Below are 15142 nucleotides of genomic sequence, written 5' to 3'. Positions count from 1 at the left end.
GCAGTTTTATTTTGTCGCCGGACAGGCCTTGACGACCGGTAAACACAGACGATGGCGCATACGCAGCGTGACCAGCGCCAGCACCACCATCATGGCCGTTTCCACCATCAGGAAGACGTTTACCGCCTGGGTGTAATCTCCGTGATGATTTTGCAGCCCGTGCAGCAAAATCGCGCCGAAAATGGCCGGGCCAAGCCCCAGCGCAGCCTGTTGCAGCGTGCTTAAAATCGCGCTCGCGGCCCCCGCGTCGTCAGGCTGAATATCGCGCATCCCGATGCGGTAGAAGCTGTTTACAATCAGCGCCTGCCCGTAACCCACCAGCCCGGTGGCCGGGGCCAGCGTCAGCGCGGTATTCTGCATTCCCCAGTGACGGAACGTGGCGATCAACGCCACCAGACCGACAAGCTGAATCGCAAGCCCGGTCAGCAGGATGGCGCTGGTGCTGTAGCGGGCAATCAGGCGTGGGGCGAACCAGGCAGAAATAAAATAGGTGACGCCAAGCGCGATAAAGCTGTTCCCTGACTGCCACGGCGCCATCCCCAGACCGCTTTGCATGGTCAGCGCCATACAGAACATGAACCCGGACCAGACGCTGAAAAAGAGTATCCCGATCAGCACGCCAAAGCGGATGCTGCGCAGCTGCAACAGGCGCGGGGCGATGAGCGGATGGGCATTCTCACGCTCTTTTTTGCGCGCGTTCAGCACCATCAAACAGGCCAGCGGCACAATCGCCAGCAGTGCGGTCTTCAGCGGCCACGACCAGTGCCACTGCGGGCCGAGCGCCATCGGGAACAGCAGGCAGCACAGTATCGCCGTCAGCAGGACAGTCCCGGTCCAGTCAATGCGCGACGGCGTGTCGCGGCGGGTTTCCGGCACGTAGCGACGGCTCAGCGCCAGCACCACCAGACAAATCGGCACGTTGATAAAGAAGGCGTTGCGCCAGCCCAGCCCGGCGATGTCCGCCGACACCAGCCAGCCGCCACCCATCTGGCCGACGATAAATGCAATTCCGCCGATCCCCCCGAACAGGCTGATCGCTCTGGCGTGTGCCGTTCCTTTTAACGTCACATGCAACGTCGCGAGAATTTGCGGCATGATCAGCGCGGCGCCCGCGCCCTGAAGAATGCGCGCGCCAAGCAACTGTTCGATATTGCCCGCCATGCCGCACAGCAGCGAGGCCAGGCCAAAACACGCCACCCCCCACATAAACAGGCGACGGCGGCCAAGGTTATCGCCCAGCTTGCTGCCGGGTGCCAGGCAGACGGCAAAGGCCACGCCGTAGAGGGCGACGATCAGCTCCAGTTCGGTGGCGGTGGCGTGTAATGAATGGGTGATGGAATCCAGCGCCACGTTGGTGATTGAGGTATCAATCAGCGGCAGCATCTGGCCGGTTAACAGCAGTATCAGGCCCGCACGACCCGGTGAAACAACTGACGTATTCATGATGACTCCATTGCGTCAAACAGCGTAGAGTCGTAGCATCAACCATCTGATAAACGGGTACCAGTTCTTGCTTATACTGGTACTGGCACTACCATGCAGGAGATGTTATGGCGCTGATGTCTGAACCTGTCACCTCTCTCCAGGATGACACCCGCAAGCAACTGGGGGCGTTTTTGCGTGCCCGGCGCGAAAGCCTCGATCCGCAGCGTCTCGGCTTACCGCGCAGCGGCCGCCGCCGCACGCCGGGCCTGCGCCGGGAGGAGGTGGCGATGCTCGCGGATGTCGGCGTGACCTGGTACACCTGGCTGGAGCAGGGCCGGGACGTCAATCCGTCCAGCGCGGTGATGGCCGCCATTGCAAAAGCGCTGCAATGCACCCCGACCGAAGCCCGACATCTTTTTGTGCTCGCCGGTTTGCCGCCGGGCGAAGCCCCGCAGGCGGTGTGCTGCGAGGGGATCAGCGAAGGCACGCGTCTCCTGCTGGATACCCTGATGCCGAAACCTGCCAGTATTCAGAAACCGAATTTCGATATCGTGGCGTGGAACGACAGCTTCGGCCACCTGATGGGCGTCGATTTCAACGCCATCCCGCCGGAAGATCGCAACTGTATTTACCTGTTCCTCACCCATCCGGCGTGGCGCGCGCGGCTCGGCAAACGTGACGACGTGCTGCCGATTTTCGTCTCCTACTTCCGCGCGGCCATGGCTGAGCACCGTGGCGACCCGCTCTGGGAAGCGAAGCTGGCGCGTTTTTTTGCGGTGTCCGAAGAGTTCAAAACCCTGTGGCACCAGCGTAACGACGTGCGCGGTGTGGAGAACCAGCTCAAGCTGTTCACCCATCCCGAGCTGGGGGATTTTCATCTCCAGCAGATGTACTGGTACTCTGCGCCGCGAAACGGATCGCGGCTGCTGGTCTATTTACCCGTGGATGAGGCAGGGGAGAGGGCGATGGCGTGGCTGGCGGAGCAGGGGAAATAAGTTTTTTGCGCGGGGCTTTCAGAGAATAAGAGCGGGCTCTGATAAGCGGATGAGACAGGTATAAGGTGGCGTTTAACTTAAACCAACCGACTGAATCGACATCATTTCGATGAGGGATTAAGTCGACTATACTCACGCCATGAGAAACAACAAATGTCGCCACTGATGATTGATTCCGCAGATTTCAGCCAAAAACTCGGCCTTATCTCCCGAAACGTCGAACACACCGAAGCGTTCCTGGCACGAGGTACGGCGGATTTTCATCTGCCGGGGTTTTTGCTGCCTGTGGGATACCGGCTCCTGAAATCGCGTTATGGTGATGAATATCGTCTCGTGACCACTGATGACGGCAAACCTTATACGGCGTATGCCGTAAAGCTTAAATTTCATAAAGAAATTACCTTTCCCCACGGTGCCGCCACGCAGGTGATGGTGTGGCGTACACCGCGTGCCGTTCATCAACGCGTGATAAGCGGGTTGCCACAACTCTTTTTTCAGTGGGTGCTAAGCGAATACGACATCGTTGTCTCTGACAGTGAACAAACGGGAGACGGGCAACGGTTCTGGCTGCGCATGATCGACTGGGCGTTTACCATGAACTATCGCATTAGCGTGGCGGACGGTACGGTGGGAGAAGAGTGGACGTTAACGCCCGTAAATTCCTACGCTGAGCTGGAAGAGCGCTGGATTGCTTTTGCCTGGGGAAACGATCGTGAGGTCCATCCGCATCGCAGGCTTGTCATCAGTAAAGCGTAACGGGCCGCATGCAGCGGCCCATTTTCATTAGCATTCAGTCACAATCGTGCTCAGCGGCAGACGAGATTTCGGCAGCGTGGCGTTGAAATCTTCCACGCTGTGATGCCCGACCGGGACCACCACCAGGCTGGTGAAGCCTTTCTCTTTCAGGCCAAACTCTTCATCGAGGATCGCGGCGTCAAACCCTTCGATGGGTACCGCATCCAAGCCCATCGCGGCCACGCCCAGCAGGAAGTTGCCGACGTTCAGGTAAACCTGCTTCGCCATCCACTGGTCGTCATCTTTCAGATCCACGCGGTGCATGTCGGCAAAATAGCAGCGGCCTTTGTGGTTCGCGGCTTTTGCTTCTGGCGTGGCGAAACGGCCGTCAGCCTCTTCCTGATCGACAACGCGCTCAAGCCAGGCATCGTCCATCGCGGTTTTCGCGCAGAACACCACCACATGAGAGGCATCCAGCATTTTGCGTTCGTTAAACACATAGGTGCCCGCCGCGGATTTTGCCACGCGCGCTTTACCCTCTTCAGTGCTGGCAACAATAAAGTGCCACGGCTGGGAGTTGGTGCTGGACGGGCTGTATTGCAGCAGCGTTTTGATTTTTTCCGCTTCTTCTGCGGTCAGTTTTTTGGCTGGGTCGAACGCCTTGGTAGAGTGGCGTTTCAGGGCGACAGAAATAATATCCATAACAACTCCTGGTGATGAAATTCGCCCGCGGGCGGGCGTGAAAGGAAAGCAGATTACCGCGCGAAGCGGGAAAAGATAAGTGCGATTCGAGCGCTTATTCTGTTCGTCTGAGACGAACAATCAGGCTGGCCGTATCCACTTCTGATCTTTTTTCGGCAGTTTATCAACGACCAGATTCCACGAATCCGTAATCAGGTCGGTGACCAGTTCAGGCGTGATGTCGTCCGTGCCATAAAGGGAGATCCAGTGTTTTTTATTCAGATGGTAACCGGGCTCCACGCCACGGTAGATCTGCTGATTGAGCAGCGATTTTTCCGGATCGGATTTCAGGCTGACGTGGGCCCGACCGTGTGCCGTCGCCATCAGCATAAAAATTTTCCCGCCCACCTTAAACACGTCATACTCCGGGCCAAACGGCCAGCAATGTTCGGTAAAAGGCATCTCCAGCGCGACGCGTCTGGCATGTTCCTGCAAGGATTTACTGTCCATGGTTATCTTCCTCAGCAAGCCCGCGCCACATGGCTTCAAAGCCCAGCGCTTTAAAATCGACGGCACGGGACGGATCGCGCGCGGCAAACTCCATGGTGGTTTCAGCCAGCGATAAGAACATTGCATCACCGAAGGTCTTAAACTCGTCAGACATAAACACCGGGCGGATCGAACGACGACACAGTTCATGCAGTTCCGGGAACATGTCTTTCACCGCCTGCTCGGTTTCGGCGTTTAGCTTTTCACTGACGCCAATCTGACGGATAGCCGCATGCGCCAGGGGGTTACGAATGCCCCAGTCCACATAGCTGTTCCAGATATTGCGGGTATGCTCTTTTGGCTCGGTGATGGTCCGATCGAGATTCGCCAGCATGGTCTGGCAGAGATCCTGCTTCAGATGCAGGTAGAGGGCATTCAGCAGATCGTCTTTGGTAGCAAAGTAGCGAAACAGTGTCCCTTCAGCGACGCCCGCATTACGGGCAATTAACGCCGTTGAGGCGGCAATACCTGACTGCGCAAACGCAGCCGTTGCTGCTTCCAGTAAGGCCTGTTTTTTATCTTCACTCTTCGGACGTGCCACTAAATTTTTCCTCCCGTCAATTGTAAAAGCCCTGATTGAAACACGAGCCTTGATACGCTGCAACGCGGAATGTCAAAGATCGAAAACCTTCTTGACGGCGTAATCATCCTATCTATAATGAGTGCTTACTCACTCATAATCAAGTATCACCCGCGCAAACCATCGGATGGGGCGCGTAGGCGGGTCAGGAAATGAAAAAGCCTCTATTCATCTGCGTGGTGTTAGTCATGATTATTGCTTCAGCTGCCAGTTTACCGTTTGTACTGAATGCCGGATTTGGTCAGCCACCGCAGGGTGCGCAGCTCTCTGAAGTGGAAGCCTCTCCGCACTATCGCGACGGGCAATTCCATAACACGCTCCCTACGCCGGGCTTTACCGGGCAACAAAATATGCTGGTGGCATGGTGGCAGTTCCTTACCCGTAAAACCGAAAACGCCCGTCCTGCGCAGCCGCTGCCGCTGGTGAAAACCGATCTGGCGAGCCTGTCGCCTGAACAGGACACGCTGGTGTGGCTCGGTCACTCTTCCTGGTATATGCAGCTGGCGGGGAAACGCATCCTGATCGATCCGGTACTGAGTAGCTACGCCGCACCGTTCTCCTTCCTCAATAAAGCGTTTGCGGGGGAGTACCCGTGGCGTGCGGAGAGCATGCCGGAGATCGACCTGCTGATTATCTCCCACGATCACTATGACCATCTGGATTACGCCACCATCAAGGCGCTGCTGCCGAAGGTTAAGCGCGTGGTCACCCCGCTGGGCGTGGGGTCGCATCTGCGCTACTGGGGGATGAACCCGGAGATTATCGACGAGCGGGACTGGAACCAGTCGGTGCATATCAGCGATGCGCTGACGGTGCACGTTCTGCCGGCGCGCCATTTTTCCGGGCGCGGCATTAAGCGTAATCAGACCCTGTGGGGCAGCTTTATGTTTGTCACCCCAGAGCGAAAGGTCTACTACAGCGGAGACTCCGGTTACGGCCCCCACTTCAAAGCGATTGGCGAGCAGTTTGGCGGAGTGGACTTAGCCATCATGGAAAACGGCCAGTACGACCAGGACTGGAAGTACATCCATATGCACCCGGCGGAAACGGCGCAGGCCTCGGCAGATCTCAATGCCAAAGCGGTCGTACCGGGACATAACGGGCGTTTTGTGCTGGCGAAACATACCTGGAACGATCCACTGATCCAGCTGGCGAAAGCCAGTAAGGATAAAAACTACCGGCTGCTGACGCCGGAGCTGGGCGAGCCCGTGCGGGTGAGTGATACCACGCAACAATTTCGCGAGTGGTGGGAATAATGTTTAAGCGAGAAGCAGAGGGGGAGAGCAGCATGACGATTTCCGCTCAGGTCATTGATACGATTGTCGAATGGATCGATGACAACCTACACCAGCCGTTACGCATCGAAGAAATTGCCCGCCACGCGGGTTACTCAAAATGGCATTTACAGCGGCTGTTTATGCAGTACAAAGGCGAAAGTCTGGGGCGCTACATCCGCGAACGCAAGCTGCTGATGGCGGCGCGCGATCTGCGTGAGTCAGACGAGCGGGTGTACGACATCTGCCTGCGCTACGGGTTTGACTCGCAGCAGACGTTTACCCGCATCTTTACCCGCACCTTCAACCAGCCGCCCGGGGCGTATCGCAAAGAAAACCACGGTCGGGCGCACTGAAAAACATCCCCTCACCCTAACCCTCTCCCAAAGGGGAGAGGGGACGATTACACCCTCGCCCCTTTGGGGAGAGGGCCGGGGTGAGGGGATCAGACCGCACCATGCTTACCAGCTGTAATTCACCGTCGCCGTCACCGTCCGGCCAATCCCGTAGAAGCACGCCGTATCGCTTGCGCACGACGCCACATACTTCGTGTCTGCCACGTTATTGACGTTGAACTGCACGCTTGCCCCTTTCAGGCTGCGGTTCATCTCGCCCAGATCGTAGCGCAGCATCGCGTCATACAGATCCACCGATGGCACCTTAAAGGTGTTCTTCGCATCGCCGTAGCTGGTGCCGATGTAGCGCATCCCCACGCCAGCGGTCAGGCTCTTCAGCGCGCCGCCCGGAACGGTATAGCTGGCGAACGCCGATGCCATATGCGCCGGAATGCGCGCAGGCGTTTTGCCTTCAGTTCCCGCCACCGTGGTGCTTTCGGTTTTTGCATCGGTGTAAGTGTAGGAGCCAATCAGGTTGATGTTATCCATCAGCGTGGCGTGGATTTCCGCTTCAGCGCCTTTCGAACGCACCTTGCCCGCATTTTCGAACCAGCCTTCAGCGCTGTTATAGGTCGCGACGTTGTCCTGAGTTAAATCGTACAGCGCGAGGGTCATCAGCGTGGTGTCGACCGGCTGATATTTCAGGCCAATCTCGGTCTGCTCCCCGGTAGTAGGCTTAAATGGCGTAACGCCCGGCGCACGGTTGGTTTGCAGGTTCGGTTCAAACGAGGTGCTGTAGCTGACGTACGGCGACAGGCCAGAATCAAACGCGTACAGCAGGCCAGTGCGCCAGGTAAATTTGCTGTCGTTCTGCTGGGTAACGCTGCTGTCGGTGAAGTCGTTGGTACGCACTTCGCTCCAGTCGTAGCGCCCGGAAACCAGCCACTCCCAGTTGTTCCAGCTCATCTGATCCTGAAGATACAGGCCCATCTGGTCGAGATTTTGCTGCTCGTCGGACGCTGTTTTGAAGGTGCTTTCATTCACGTTCACGCCGTAAACCGGGTTTGTCCAGTCGAGGTCATACTGTGAGCCGCTCCCGCGCGCCAGCAGCTGTTTATCCTTACTGGTCTTGTAATCAAACCCGCCGAGCAGGGTGTGGCTGACGCTTCCGGTCTCCAGCAGATATTCCAGCTGGTTATCAAGGCCAAATTCGTTGGTCGTGCGCTCTTCACGCTGGGCGCGACGGGTCAACACCGTGCTGTTGGCCGCGCTGTTGGCGTAAACCAGATAACGATATTTCTGCTTGATGGTGGCGTAACGGGCGTTCTGGCGGAAGGTGAGGTTGTCGGCGAACTGGTGTTCCAGCTCGTAGCCAATCATCGTCTGCTCGCGCCAGGACTGATTGTAATTCGGATCGCTGACGTTAAAGTCGCGCGGGATGTATTTCCCGTCGACGCTTTTCACCGTACCGTAGGCGGGCAGGAAATTGCGGTATCCGGCATCCGGATCTTTCTGGTAGCTGGTCAGCAGCGTAAAGCGGGTCTGATCGTTCGGGTACCAGGTGATCGCCGGGGCGATCGCCATCCGCGTCTCTTTATAATCGTCCACCTGATTATGCTGCGTACGGGCGATACCGTTCACGCGATACAGCACGCGGCCGTCGTCGCTCAGCCTGCCGCCGAAATCAAACGCACCTTCGGCGAGATCGTGATTGCCGGTGCGGAACTGCACGTTGTGAATGGCCTCCGCCGTCGGGCGCTTGCTGGTCATGCTGATTAACCCGCCAGGATTCACCTGTCCAAACAGCACCGACGCCGGGCCGCGCACCAGCTCCACGCGCTCCAGCAGCCACGGGTCAACTGTGCCCGTCTGTGAGGAAGCCGTTGCGCCAAAGCTTAAGCCGTCGAGGAATTTCGGCACATAGCTAAATCCGCGCACAAACACCTCGTCGTTACGGTTAGACGAGCCCCGGTACTCGGTAAACACGCCCGCCGAGTAGCGCAGCGCCTGCGAAACGGAGGTGACGTCCTGCATGTTCATCTGATCGCGGGTGATCACCGATACCGACTGCGGCGTCTTCACGATCTCCGCGCTGGTCTTGGTGGCGGAGAGCGTTTTCGTCGCCACAATGCCTTTTACGGGCGCAGTGGGCTCTTCACTCACGCCCTGCGTCACCGTAATCGTTTCTTCTTTCGTTTCTGCCTGAGCCGCGACGCTGGTCGCCGCCAGACTCAGCAGCCAGAGCTGCATTATCTTATTATTTTTAAACATTTTTATTGAACGTCCTTGGTTGCTATCGCCATAAAAACACCGGTAAATCGCCGTTGATGATATTGCAAATTATTACCATTTGCATTAGCGTTGTTAACAAATTTCGTTGGGGAATAAGCGGTAATGAAGAGGGTATGGAGTGGGTTGCTGTTGGGGATCGGCGCGCTGCCCGCCGTGGCGGCAACGTGCGAGCAGTCGTCCCGGCAGGGCGATATTCAGGGAAAGTTTGATGCCAGCGGCGAAGTCTGCTTCTCCCTGCCTGAATTAGGTGAAAATTACGTTTCCGCCACGCTGCATGGCGTGACGGATGCGCGCCTGCTGGACGGACAAAACCGCCGCATTCGCACGCTGGTCGAAAACGGTCCTGCCGACGGGGAACACACGCTGCTGTTTGCTCTGCCGGTGAAACAGAACACCTCGCTGGTGCTACACGGCGAAGCCGGAAAGCCGTGGCGTTTTCAGTGGCGAATGAAAGAGACCTCTCCGTTACCACGCGTGCAGATGCTGGCGCCAGAAAGCCCGACGCTGAAGGCGCTGGCAAACGACATTTCTGCCGGTGGAAGTACCGAGGCGTTCTGGCAGGCGCAGCGTCGACAGGGAACGCCGATGGTGGAGCCGGTAGATGCGAGCCATAAGCGCGTGACCTTTCTGTGGCGCGGCGCGCGGGATAACGTCTTCATTCTCGGCTCGCCGGCGGGGGACCACGATCCGCTGTTCCGCCTGGGCAACAGCGACGTCTGGTTCCGCAGCTACGTGGTCCCCGCTGATACGGTGATGCAGTACAAGCTCGCCCCCGATGTGCCGATCGTTGAAGGCTCTGCCCGCGATCAACGCCGCGCCATCCTGGTAAGCGCGCAGGCCGATCCGCTTAACCCGAATAGCTTTGGGGAGCAGAAGACCGATCGCTGGAATCGCTTTTCTCTGCTCGATCTCAGCCCGGCGCGCTACTGCTCCGTTCGGGCTACGGCACAGCCGCTGGTACACGGGACATTGAGTCGCCAGAGGCTGAGCAGCAACATCCTCGGCAATGCCCGCGACGTGATGATCTACCAACCGCGCGGCACACAGCCCGCACGCTGGACGCTCATCCTCTTCGACGGACAGGTTTATCAGGACGAATACCATTTTGCCAACGTGCTGGACGGTCTGATTGCCCGGCATCACCTACCACCGATTAACGTGGTGTTTATCGACAGCCTCGATCACGCCCGTCGCGGCAACGAGCTGCCGCCGAACCCGGATTTTGCTGACTTTATGGCGCACGAGCTGCTGCCGTGGCTGCGGGGGAAGGGCATCGGCATGCAGCGGCAGAAAACCGTACTGGCAGGATCAAGCTACGGGGGAATTGCCTCTTCATGGGTAGCGCTGCGCTATCCGCGCCTGTTTGGCAACGTGCTGAGCCTTTCCGGTTCTTACTGGTGGGCGCCAGAAGGTGACGCCCCAGGCTGGCTGACGCGTCAGTACCAACAGTCTCCACCGTATCCGGTGCGCTTCTGGTTACAGGCCGGGAAGTTTGAAACCACGGGGCCGGGCGGCGGTATCTATCGCACCACGCAGGATTTTGAACAGGTGCTGAGGGAAAAAGGCTATCGCGTCAGCTTCCACCCCTCATCCAGCGGCCACGACTACGCGGCCTGGTGTGAAGCGCTGATCCACGGGATGCGCGATCTCACTGGCTTACGACGCCAGTGAAAACCAGCGGCGCCAGATGAAACGCAGGATAAAGAATTCGATGGCGCCGAGCACCAAAAACCACAGACAGAACAGAATGGTGTACAGCTGATTCAGATCGACCATATGAAAGGTCTGAACCAGCTTCTGCGCCAGCACCAGACCCAGCGACGGCGCAGGTAACAGCAGGCAGGAGAGCAGGGCCATCAGCAAAATGCCCCCTGCGGTGAGCAGCGATTCTAACGGGTGTTTCATCGTAATGTTAATCGTCAGTTAAAAATGTCATTGTCCGGCATCCTGAAACGTAAAGCAATATCATCCCCGCTGGCAAAATTGGGTGAAAGGCCACCGTAATTCTGCGAATTAATAACAGAAAATAGATAATATTTTCGGGGCGATTAAATTAATATCGCGTTATGTAAATAAACGTCTTTCTCACGAAAATAATTTTACAAAGCTATAGGTGCTATATCCAATTAACGTCGCAATAACAATGGCTGCGACAATGTATAACGCCAGGCGCCGTCCGCGATAAATACCAAACATGCTTCCTCCTCGTTTAGTGTTGGTTTAGAAATATTTTGTAAAAATCAACGCATCGAAATAATTTTAATCAGTTTTGAATAACCGGGTAGTCAATATATTGCGGTAGATCAATTTAACCCGCAAGATTTAAAAATGAATTATTTAAAGCCAGAAAGGAATTCCGGCTTCCGTCCACCGGATATTGAAGGAAAAATACCATGACCAAAAAAAATTTCTCGCAGAATATGCCACCCGCAGGCGGGCAGGCGTACCAGAAGACCGTAGAGCAGGTGCTTGCTCAGGCGCAGAGCCAGGCTAATGGCCTGGACCGCGCCGAGGCGCAGGCACGTTTGCAGAAACATGGCCCGAACGCGCTGCCGGAGAAAAAAGGCAAGCCGGGCTGGCTGCGTTTTCTCGCGCATTTTAACGATGTCCTGATTTACGTCCTGCTGGCAGCCGCCGTATTAACGGCAGTAATGGGACACTGGGTTGATACGCTGGTTATTCTGGGCGTGGCGGTAATCAATGCCTTAATTGGCCACATTCAGGAAAGTAACGCGGAAAAATCCCTGAAGAGTATTCGCAATATGCTCTCCAGCGAGGCGCGCGTTATTCGTAACGGCAACCATGAAACTATCCCGACGACGGAAATCGTCCCGGGCGATATTATTGTGTTGCGCGCAGGCGATCGTATACCGGCGGATATGCGTTTAATCGAAGCGCATAATTTACGCGTGGAAGAGGCAATTCTAACCGGCGAATCTACCGTGGTGGATAAACACACGAACCCGCTGAACGGCGAATTACCGCTGGGCGACCGCACGAACCTGGTCTTTTCCGGTACGACGGTCAGCGCGGGCGGCGGCGTGGGCGTGGTTATTGCCACGGGCCAGGAGACCGAACTCGGCCACATCAACCAGATGATGGCGGGCATTGAAAAACACCGCACCCCGCTGCTGGTGCAGATGGACAAGCTGGGTAAAGCGATCTTCGCCATCATTCTGGCGATGATGGCCGCGCTGTTTGTCTTCAGCCTGGTGTTCCGCGAGATCCCGATGGGCGAGCTGCTGCTCTCCCTGATTAGCCTGGCGGTAGCCTCCGTGCCGGAAGGACTGCCGGCGATTATCTCCATTATCCTCTCCCTGGGCGTGCAGGCGATGGCGCGCAAGCGGGCGATTATCCGCAAGCTGCCGACGGTTGAAACCCTGGGCGCGATGACCGTGGTCTGCTCGGATAAAACCGGCACCCTAACCATGAACGAGATGACGGTGAAAGCCATCATCACCGCCGATACCTGCTATCGCGTGGACGGCAACAGCTACGAGCCGGTGGGTAACATCTACCTCGAAGGCAGCGACGAGCCGGTGCAGATCCAGCCGGGCACCGTGCTGGAGCAGTACCTGCGCACCATCGACCTGTGTAACGACAGCCAGCTGATTCAGGACGAGCGCGGGCTGTGGGGCATCACCGGCGGCCCGACCGAGGGCGCGCTGAAGGTGCTGGCGGCGAAAGCGCACCTCGCGCCGGTCGAGACCACGCTGGTTAACAAGATCCCGTTCGACTCGCAGTACAAGTACATGAGCACCCACTACCAGATTGGCGGTGAGGAGCAGATTTTGATCACCGGCGCGCCGGACGTGATTTTCGCCCTGTGTGAGCAGCAGCAGACCCGCAACGGTGCGCAAGCCTTTGACCGCGCGTACTGGGAAACGGAGATGGAGCGCTATGCGCGTCAGGGGCTGCGCATGGTCGCCGCGGCGTTCAAGCCAGCGAACGGCGAGCAGGCATTAACTCACGACGACCTGAGCCACGGTCTGATCTTCCTCGGCATTGCCGGGATGATGGATCCGCCGCGTCCGGAAGCGATTGAGGCGATTAACGCCTGCCAGCAGGCGGGGATCCGCGTGAAGATGATCACCGGGGATCACCCGCAGACGGCGATGAGCATCGGCCAGATGCTGGGGATCACCAACAGCGAGCAGGCGGTCACCGGCTACCAGCTGGAGAAGATGGACGACGCCGAGCTGGCGGAAGCGGCGGTGAAGTATGACATCTTCGCCCGTACCAGCCCGGAGCATAAGCTGCGCCTGGTGAAAGCGTTGCAGGACAAAGGCGAAATCGTTGGCATGACCGGCGACGGCGTGAACGATGCCCCGGCGCTGCGCCAGGCGGACGTGGGTATCGCGATGGGCATCAAAGGCACGGAAGTGACCAAAGAGGCGGCGGACATGGTCCTGACGGACGATAACTTCGCCACCATCGCCAGCGCAGTGAAAGAGGGGCGTCGCGTTTACGACAACCTGAAGAAGACCATCCTGTTCATCATGCCGACCAACCTGGCGCAGGGGCTATTGATTGTGATTGCGCTGCTGGCGGGGAACATCATTCCGCTGACGCCGGTGCTGATCCTGTGGATGAACATGGCGACCTCCGCCACGCTCTCCTTCGGTCTGGCCTTCGAGGCCGCCGAGCGCAACATTATGCGCCGCCCGCCGCGTCAGACCGGGCAGCACGTGATGGACGCCTACGCCGTCTGGCGCGTAGCCTTCGTCGGCACCATGATTGCCATCGCCGCCTTTGCGCTGGAAGCCTGGCTGGCCCCGCGCGGCCACAGCGCGGAGTTCATCCGCACCGTGCTGTTGCAGATGCTGGTCTGTGCCCAGTGGGTATACATGATTAACTGCCGCAACACCGACGGATTCTCCCTCAACCGCGGCCTGCTGGCGAACAAAGGGATCTGGCTGGTAACGGGCGTACTGTTCCTGCTCCAGGCGGCGATTATCTACCTGCCATTTATGCAGATGCTGTTCGGCACCGAAGCGCTGCCGCTGCGCTACTGGTTCGTGACGCTGGCGGTGGCGGGGGTGATGTTCTTCGTCGTCGAAATCGAGAAGCGACTGACCCGCAGGTTCCGTAAGGCTGCATAACCTTTTGCCCTTACCCTAACCCTCTCCCTGTGGGAGAGGGAACTCTGACCTCCCTCTCCCACAGGGAGAGGGCCGGGGTGAGGGAAAACAACGCCGAGGTACTCCCATGAAATTCCCACTTCTGTTCGCGCTCCTCGCCTGCACCCTGCCACCCGCATTCGCCGCGGCCATTCCCGTGCGTGTCGCCACCGTGGAGCAGACCGCCCACGCCGCCGAGCGGCAAATTCCGGGCCGCATTGAAGCTATCCACACCGTTGAACTGCGCGCCCGCACGGAAGGCGTCATCACCAGAATCCACTTCCGCGACGGGCAGTACGTGAAAAAAGGCGACGTGTTGTTCGAACTGGACGACGCCGAGCCGCGCGCCGCCCTGCGTCTGGCGCAGGCCGAAGTGAGAAGCGCCGAAGCCACGCTGCGTCAGGCGCAGCAGCAGCTGTCACGCTTCGAAAGCCTGGGCAGCAGCAACGCCATCAGCCGCCACGACGTGGACAACGCCCGCATGCAGCGCGACGTAGCGAGCGCCGCGCTGGAGCAGGCGAAAGCCCGGCTCGAGACCCGCAGCGTCACCCTCAACTACACGCGCATTACCTCACCGATTGACGGACGCGTGGGGCACAGCAACTTTCACGTCGGCAGTCTGGTGAATCCTGCCAGCGGTGTGCTGGTGGAGGTGGTGCAGCTTGATCCGATCCGCATCGCCTTTGCGCTGGAAGAGGGCGCGTTTGCCACCAAAGCCGGACAGCATGCGGATATCAGCGCCATGAAGCAGGCCTGGCAGGCGCTGATTGACAGCAACGGCCAGCGCATCAGCGGTGAACTCACCTCCGTGGACAACCGCATCGACCCGCGCACCGCCAGCGTGATGCTGCGCGCCGAGTTCGCCAACCCGCGCCATCAGCTGCTGCCCGGCGGCAACGTGAACGTCTACCTGCGTCCGGTAAGCGAGCAACCGGTGCTGACTCTGCCCGCCGCTGCCGTACAGCAGAATGGCGACGGGTTCTTCGCATGGGTGGTTAACGCCGATGGCAAAGCCGAAATGCGTCCGCTGAAGGTCGCCGGGCAGATCGGCCAGCAGTTCCGGATTGCCTCCGGCGTGAAGCCCGGTGAGCGAGCGATTACTGACGGTGCGCAGCGCGTGCAGCCAGGCGCAGCCGTCCAGATACTGAATTAAGGA

At 58.2% G+C, this 15142-nt stretch carries 13 protein-coding genes; 7 read left to right on the top strand and 6 right to left on the bottom strand.

Going from position 1 to position 15142, the window contains the following annotated elements; translation table 11 throughout:
- Positions 1-6 precede the first annotated feature (6 nt).
- The gene (locus tag ACNQ0W_RS02120; RefSeq protein ID WP_062932255.1) at positions 7-1443 is read right to left on the bottom strand and encodes an MFS transporter; all 1437 of its coding nucleotides are present in this window, start codon (positions 1441-1443) and stop codon (positions 7-9) included.
- A 107-nt stretch (positions 1444-1550) separates the two neighbouring features.
- On the opposite strand from ACNQ0W_RS02120, the gene ACNQ0W_RS02115 reads away from it, so the two are divergent.
- Positions 1551-2420: a helix-turn-helix transcriptional regulator gene (locus ACNQ0W_RS02115; RefSeq protein ID WP_062932254.1), complete on the top strand. Its 870-nt coding sequence runs from the start codon at positions 1551-1553 to the stop codon at positions 2418-2420.
- A gap of 153 nt (positions 2421-2573) precedes the next feature.
- Positions 2574-3176, top strand: coding sequence for a hypothetical protein (locus tag ACNQ0W_RS02110; protein ID WP_023299508.1), 603 nt, complete (start codon positions 2574-2576; stop codon positions 3174-3176).
- A gap of 27 nt (positions 3177-3203) precedes the next feature.
- Here the strand turns inward: ACNQ0W_RS02110 and nfsB are convergent, their stop codons facing one another.
- From nfsB to ACNQ0W_RS02095, 3 genes are all read right to left on the bottom strand, one after another.
- Positions 3204-3857, bottom strand: coding sequence for an oxygen-insensitive NAD(P)H nitroreductase (gene nfsB / locus ACNQ0W_RS02105; RefSeq protein ID WP_003858884.1), 654 nt, complete (start codon positions 3855-3857; stop codon positions 3204-3206).
- A 120-nt stretch (positions 3858-3977) separates the two neighbouring features.
- Positions 3978-4346 carry an MmcQ/YjbR family DNA-binding protein gene (locus ACNQ0W_RS02100; protein ID WP_003858883.1) on the bottom strand — a complete coding sequence of 123 codons (369 nt, stop codon included), beginning with the start codon at positions 4344-4346 and terminating at the stop codon, positions 3978-3980.
- Positions 4336-4926 (bottom strand): TetR/AcrR family transcriptional regulator, encoded by a 591-nt coding sequence (locus ACNQ0W_RS02095; protein ID WP_003858882.1) that lies wholly within the window; start codon positions 4924-4926, stop codon positions 4336-4338. The genes ACNQ0W_RS02100 and ACNQ0W_RS02095 overlap by 11 nt, the downstream gene beginning before the upstream one ends.
- Positions 4927-5117: 191 nt before the next feature.
- Here ACNQ0W_RS02095 and ACNQ0W_RS02090 point away from each other — a divergent pair, with 191 nt between their 5' ends.
- Positions 5118-6221: a RomA family MBL fold metallo-hydrolase gene (locus ACNQ0W_RS02090; protein ID WP_062932253.1), complete on the top strand. Its 1104-nt coding sequence runs from the start codon at positions 5118-5120 to the stop codon at positions 6219-6221.
- Positions 6222-6253: 32 nt separating this feature from the next.
- Positions 6254-6595: a RamA family antibiotic efflux transcriptional regulator gene (locus ACNQ0W_RS02085; protein ID WP_003858880.1), complete on the top strand. Its 342-nt coding sequence runs from the start codon at positions 6254-6256 to the stop codon at positions 6593-6595.
- 105 nt (positions 6596-6700) lie between these two features.
- On the opposite strand, the gene ACNQ0W_RS02080 is transcribed toward ACNQ0W_RS02085, so the two are convergent.
- On the bottom strand, positions 6701-8845 hold the full coding sequence (locus ACNQ0W_RS02080) for a TonB-dependent siderophore receptor (RefSeq protein WP_062932252.1): 2145 nt from the start codon (positions 8843-8845) through the stop codon (positions 6701-6703).
- A 123-nt stretch (positions 8846-8968) separates the two neighbouring features.
- Between ACNQ0W_RS02080 and ACNQ0W_RS02075 the strand changes: the two genes are divergently transcribed.
- Positions 8969-10537, top strand: a complete 1569-nt coding sequence (locus ACNQ0W_RS02075; RefSeq protein WP_062932251.1) for an alpha/beta hydrolase-fold protein — start codon at positions 8969-8971, stop codon at positions 10535-10537.
- Here ACNQ0W_RS02075 and ACNQ0W_RS02070 read toward each other — a convergent pair.
- Positions 10523-10771, bottom strand: coding sequence for a DUF1158 domain-containing protein (locus ACNQ0W_RS02070; RefSeq protein WP_003858875.1), 249 nt, complete (start codon positions 10769-10771; stop codon positions 10523-10525). The two genes, ACNQ0W_RS02075 and ACNQ0W_RS02070, sit on opposite strands and share 15 nt — an antisense overlap.
- Before the next feature lie 488 nt (positions 10772-11259).
- Here ACNQ0W_RS02070 and ACNQ0W_RS02065 point away from each other — a divergent pair, with 488 nt between their 5' ends.
- On the top strand, positions 11260-13968 hold the full coding sequence (locus ACNQ0W_RS02065; protein WP_062932250.1) for a cation-transporting P-type ATPase: 2709 nt from the start codon (positions 11260-11262) through the stop codon (positions 13966-13968).
- 106 nt (positions 13969-14074) lie between these two features.
- Positions 14075-15139: an efflux RND transporter periplasmic adaptor subunit gene (locus ACNQ0W_RS02060; RefSeq protein WP_062932249.1), complete on the top strand. Its 1065-nt coding sequence runs from the start codon at positions 14075-14077 to the stop codon at positions 15137-15139.
- Positions 15140-15142: the final 3 nt, after the last annotated feature.

This window comes from Enterobacter cloacae complex sp. 6730903 (assembly GCF_048283985.1).
GTDB lineage: Bacteria > Pseudomonadota > Gammaproteobacteria > Enterobacterales > Enterobacteriaceae > Enterobacter > Enterobacter hormaechei_C.
The sequence above is the reverse complement of the archived record's forward strand: the minus strand, read 5'-3'. Positions and strand labels throughout refer to the sequence as shown.

Bases quoted from the DNA above. Each gene is read 5' to 3' on its own strand.
- ACNQ0W_RS02115 (WP_062932254.1), top strand. From the start codon at position 1,551: ATGGCGCTGATGTCTGAACCTGTCACCTCTCTCCAGGATGACACCCGC.
- ACNQ0W_RS02085 (WP_003858880.1), top strand. From the start codon at position 6,254: ATGACGATTTCCGCTCAGGTCATTGATACGATTGTCGAATGGATCGAT.
- ACNQ0W_RS02120 (WP_062932255.1), bottom strand. From the start codon at position 1,443: ATGAATACGTCAGTTGTTTCACCGGGTCGTGCGGGCCTGATACTGCTG.
- ACNQ0W_RS02070 (WP_003858875.1), bottom strand. From the start codon at position 10,771: ATGAAACACCCGTTAGAATCGCTGCTCACCGCAGGGGGCATTTTGCTG.
- ACNQ0W_RS02080 (WP_062932252.1), bottom strand. From the start codon at position 8,845: ATGTTTAAAAATAATAAGATAATGCAGCTCTGGCTGCTGAGTCTGGCG.
- ACNQ0W_RS02060 (WP_062932249.1), top strand. From the start codon at position 14,075: ATGAAATTCCCACTTCTGTTCGCGCTCCTCGCCTGCACCCTGCCACCC.
- ACNQ0W_RS02075 (WP_062932251.1), top strand. From the start codon at position 8,969: ATGAAGAGGGTATGGAGTGGGTTGCTGTTGGGGATCGGCGCGCTGCCC.
- ACNQ0W_RS02110 (WP_023299508.1), top strand. From the start codon at position 2,574: ATGTCGCCACTGATGATTGATTCCGCAGATTTCAGCCAAAAACTCGGC.
- ACNQ0W_RS02065 (WP_062932250.1), top strand. From the start codon at position 11,260: ATGACCAAAAAAAATTTCTCGCAGAATATGCCACCCGCAGGCGGGCAG.
- nfsB (WP_003858884.1), bottom strand. From the start codon at position 3,857: ATGGATATTATTTCTGTCGCCCTGAAACGCCACTCTACCAAGGCGTTC.
- ACNQ0W_RS02100 (WP_003858883.1), bottom strand. From the start codon at position 4,346: ATGGACAGTAAATCCTTGCAGGAACATGCCAGACGCGTCGCGCTGGAG.
- ACNQ0W_RS02090 (WP_062932253.1), top strand. From the start codon at position 5,118: ATGAAAAAGCCTCTATTCATCTGCGTGGTGTTAGTCATGATTATTGCT.